Annotated in this window: 4 protein-coding genes; all 4 read left to right on the top strand. The window is 73.6% G+C overall.

Features of this window, described 5'->3' with window-relative positions:
* The first annotated feature begins 113 nt into the window (after positions 1-113).
* A complete protein-coding gene (locus tag AB0M20_RS30655; protein ID WP_364303807.1) occupies positions 114-1,613 on the top strand; it encodes a PH domain-containing protein in 1,500 nt (499 codons plus the stop codon).
* Positions 1,614-1,640: 27 nt separating this feature from the next.
* Complete coding sequence (locus AB0M20_RS30650) at positions 1,641-2,468, top strand: M55 family metallopeptidase (RefSeq protein WP_364303806.1); 828 nt, start codon at positions 1,641-1,643, stop codon at positions 2,466-2,468.
* 103 nt (positions 2,469-2,571) lie between these two features.
* Positions 2,572-3,105, top strand: a complete 534-nt coding sequence (locus AB0M20_RS30645) for a SigE family RNA polymerase sigma factor (protein WP_364303804.1) — start codon at positions 2,572-2,574, stop codon at positions 3,103-3,105.
* A partial coding sequence (locus tag AB0M20_RS30640) for a hypothetical protein (protein WP_364303803.1) occupies positions 3,092-4,028 on the top strand: 937 nt, incomplete at its 3' end. The genes AB0M20_RS30645 and AB0M20_RS30640, both read left to right, overlap by 14 nt.

The raw sequence follows: 4,028 nt of genomic DNA, 5'->3' as shown, positions 1-4,028 counted from the left end.
ACGACCGCGTCGGCCCGGGGCGCGGTCACCATGCCCGGCCTCGACCACGCCGTCGCGTCGGACATCGCCGAGCAGCTCACCCTGACCACGCAGGCCGTGCCGGGTGACGCCACATGAGCGACGAGTGGCGCGCGCTCGACCGGCGGTGCCTGGCGGTCGCCACGCTGTTCATGACCGGGGTCGCGGTGCTGGCCGGGGTCCCGACGGCGGTCGGCCTGTCGGACATCTCGGTGGGCGTCGCGCTGGGCTGGACGCTGCCCGGAGCGATCGCCGTGGTGCTGATCGGCGTGGCCGCGGAGTGGGTGCGCCTGCGGTTCACCCGGTACCGGGTCGGCGCGGAACGCGTCGAGGTGCACACCGGCCTGCTGATCCGCACCCGGCGCTCCCTGCAACGCGACCGGATCCGCACGGTCGACGTCACCGCCGATCCACTCCTGCGGGTGTTCGGTCTGGTGGCGGTGCGGATCGGCACCGGCGAGCACAAAGGCGAGGGCACCGTCCGGCTGCGGCCGGTGGCCCGTGCCACCGGCGAGGAGCTGCGCCGCGTCCTGCTCGCCCGGGCCCGCGCCGAGACCGCCGAGGGCTCGCTGGCCGTGCTCGACCCGGCGTGGATCCGGTACGCGCCGCTGTCGTTCATCGCGCCCGCGCTGGGCGCCGCCGCGATCGGTGCCGGGCTGAACCTGGCCGACTGGGTCGGCCGGGCCGGCGGCGTCGTCGAGTGGGCGGTCGACCTGCTCGTGGGGCTGGGCCTGCTCGGCGCGATCGCCGTGGTGGTCGCGGTGGTGCTGGTCGCCGGCGTGCTCGGGGCGCTGGGCCTGTGGGTGGAGATGTGGTGGGGCTACCGTCTCGATCGCGAGCCCGGTGGCACGCTGCGGGTGCGCCGCGGGCTGCTGACCACCCGATCCATCTCGATCGAGGAGGACCGGCTGCGCGGCGTCGACCTCGTCGAGCCGCTGGGCAGCCGGCTGGCCGGGGCGGCCCGGGTGGATGCGGTGGCCACCGGCATGGCGGTCGGGGCCGACAAGGACAAGGCGCAGCATCGGACGCTGCTGCCGGCCGCGCCCGGCGCGGTGGCGCATCGGGTCGCCGCCGACGTGCTGCGCGAGCCGGTCTCGCCGACCGAGGCCGTGCGGCTGTCGCCTCATCCCGTCGCCGCGCGTGGCCGCCGGTTGCGCTGGGCGCTGGCCGGCGTGGTGGCCGGTGAGCTTCCCCTGATCGTGCTCGGCCTGCTGCTCACCGACGTGCTGCTGCACCTCGCGTGGATGACGGCGGTGGTCGCGGTGCCGCTGGCCGTGGCGCTCGCCCTGGACGCCTACCGCAGCCTCGGGCACGGCATCACGGGGGAGTATCTGGTGGCGCGCAGCGGCACCGTACGCCGTTCGACCGTGGCCCTGCAGCGCCGGGGCATCGTCGGCTGGACGGTGCGCCAGTCGTTCTTCCAGCGCCGGGCAGGGCTCTCCACCGTGCTCGCGACCACGGCCGCGGGTGCCGGCGCCTACGCCATCCGCGACGTGGGCACCGGCACCGGCCTGGAGGCAGCCGACGCAGCGGTGCCCGGCCTGCTGGCCCCGTTTCTGGAGCGCACCCCGGCCGACGACGACGATCACGCCTGATCGGCGGGCCGCCCTAGACTCGCGCCCATGCGAGTGCTGATCTCTGCCGACTTGGAGGGCGTCTCGGGGATCGTGCATCCCATCGAGACCAACCCCGAGGGCTACGACTACGAACGCGGGCGCGCGCTGATGACCGCCGAGGTGAACGCCGCCATCGCCGGCGTGCTGGACGCCGACCCCGCGGCCGAGATCCGGGTGGCCGACGCCCACGGCACCTTCCGGAACCTGCTGCCGGAGGACCTCGACCGCCGTGCGCTGCTGGTGCGGGGCAAGCCGCGCCCGTGGGGCATGCTGCAGGGCCTCGACGAACGCACCGATGCCGTCTTCCTCGTCGGCTACCACGGTCGCGCCGGTTCCGGCCCTGCCGTGCTGGCGCACACCTTCAGCGATGCCATCCTCGACGTCCGGATCGCCGGCCGCTCCTTCGGCGAGATCGGCCTCAACGCCGCGCTGGCCGGTCACTTCGGCGCCCCCGTCGCCTTGCTCAGCGGCGACGACACCGCCTGCGCGGAGTTGCGCGACCTGGTGCCCGCGGCCACCACGGTGCAGGTGAAACTGGCCATCGGCCAGTCGGCCGCCGTGGCCCTGCACCCCGGTGAGGCCCGCGAACGCCTCCGCCGGGCCTCCGCCGAAGCCACCGCGCGGCACGATCGGGTGCCGCCCTTCGTGCTCCCCGGCCCGATCGAGGTCGAGGTCGACCTCTACGGCCCGTACTCGGTCGACCTGGCCACGCTGGTGCCCGGCATGTCCCGCGGCGCGGGCGCCCGGACGGTCGGCTTCACGGCGGCCGGCTTCGACGAGGCGTACCGCCTGATCCTGCTTCTGGTGCAGCTCGCCTCCATCAAGCCCGGCTAGCGGATCGGATCAGCGGACAGTCACCCGGTGACTACTTCGCCGCGTCGTGCAACCCGCGGGGCGGGCGCCACCGTTCCACCTCCGTCACAAGGAGGCAGCCGATTTGAAAGCCGAAGACGAGCAGGCGTTCCGCGAGTTCGTGACGTCCCAGATGGGGTCGCTTCGCAAGCTGGCGTACATGACCTGCGGGGACTGGCACGCGGCCGAGGACGCCGTGGCCAACGCCCTGGTCAAGCTCTACCCGCGCTGGCGAAAGCTGGAGCGGCCCGATCTGTACGCCAAGACGATGGTGTACCGGGCCGCGATCGACGAGACGCGCCGTCCCTGGCGGCGTGAGCGGTCGGCCGGCGACGCCATGCCGGAGGTCGCGCTGAGGGATCCGGCCGGCATGGCCGACGAGCGACTCCGGCTCAAGGCCGCGCTCGCCGCGGTGCCCGCCCGCCAGCGGGCCGCCGTGATCCTGCGGCACTACCTGGGCCTGAGCCTGGAGGACACCGCCGGGGTCCTGAACTGCAACGTGGGGACCGCGAAGAGCCAGGCCTCGCGTGGCCTGGCCAAGCTTCGCGAGTTGCTGGGCGCCGAACGCATCAAACTCACCGGGGAGCCGATGGAGGAGTGGACCAATGCAGTTGCATGAATTCGTGGACGCCGTGACGGCCGACGAGCCGCCGATGGTGCACACCGCCGACGACATCGTCGCGGCGGGCCGGCGGGCCGAGCGGCGCCGCCGGGCGGGTTTCGCGTCGGCCGGGGCGGCCGGCCTGGTCGTCGTCGCGGTGGCCGGCGCCTTCGTGCTGCCGTCGATCGGCGCCGAGCAGGGCTCCACGGCGGGCCAGGGTTCCGGCGCCCAGTCGGCCGTGGCCGGCGCGGGGTCCAAGGGAGCCGGTGCACAGTGGACCGACGCGCCGCCGTTCACGTTCACCTTCCAGGGCTACGACGCGGGCAAGTTCCACGTGCAGAACCCGATCGTGGCCTCCACCGCGTACCAGATCGCCTCGGTCTATGAGGACGGCCGCACCTCCAACGACAAGTCGGTGTCGGGGGACGAGGTTCCGGAGATGGACCTCGACAAGATGCTCGAGCAGAAGAAGACGGCCAAGCCGGAACCGACGCTGTACGCCTACCTGACCGTCTACCGGCCGGGTGCTTTCGACGCCAAGGGTATCAAGGGCGGCAGGTCGCTGACCGTGGACGGGCACAAGGCGGTGCGGGCGACGCTGCCGACCGGCCTGGACCCGGAGAACGCTCCCGACCCGGGCAACAAGCTGTTCGCCTGGGAGTACGCCGCCAACGCCTGGGCGGTCGTGACGTCGATCTCGAACGACGCGGAGGACCCGTCCTTCGAGGGCCTGAGCGAGCTGGTGGCCGGCCTGAAGCCGAGCGCACCGAGGCCCGCCACGCTGCCGTTCACGGTGGGATACGTGCCCAGCGGGTACGAGCCGCTGCAGATCGGCCGGCACGCGATGCCCGGCCTGGACGGTATCGCCTCGGCCCGCGACGGGAACTACGGCGGCGCGACCTTCGTCCGCCCGGTCCCCGACGCGTCCGGGTTGACCGCCC

The sequence above is a fragment of the Actinoplanes sp. NPDC051633 genome (genome assembly GCF_040681735.1).
Classification (GTDB): domain Bacteria; phylum Actinomycetota; class Actinomycetes; order Mycobacteriales; family Micromonosporaceae; genus Actinoplanes.
This window is presented reverse-complemented; position numbering and strand designations above follow the sequence as displayed.

Excerpts from the sequence above, each read along its gene's own strand:
- AB0M20_RS30655 (WP_364303807.1), top strand. The coding sequence starts at position 114 with ATGAGCGACGAGTGGCGCGCGCTCGACCGGCGGTGCCTGGCGGTCGCC.
- AB0M20_RS30650 (WP_364303806.1), top strand. The coding sequence starts at position 1,641 with ATGCGAGTGCTGATCTCTGCCGACTTGGAGGGCGTCTCGGGGATCGTG.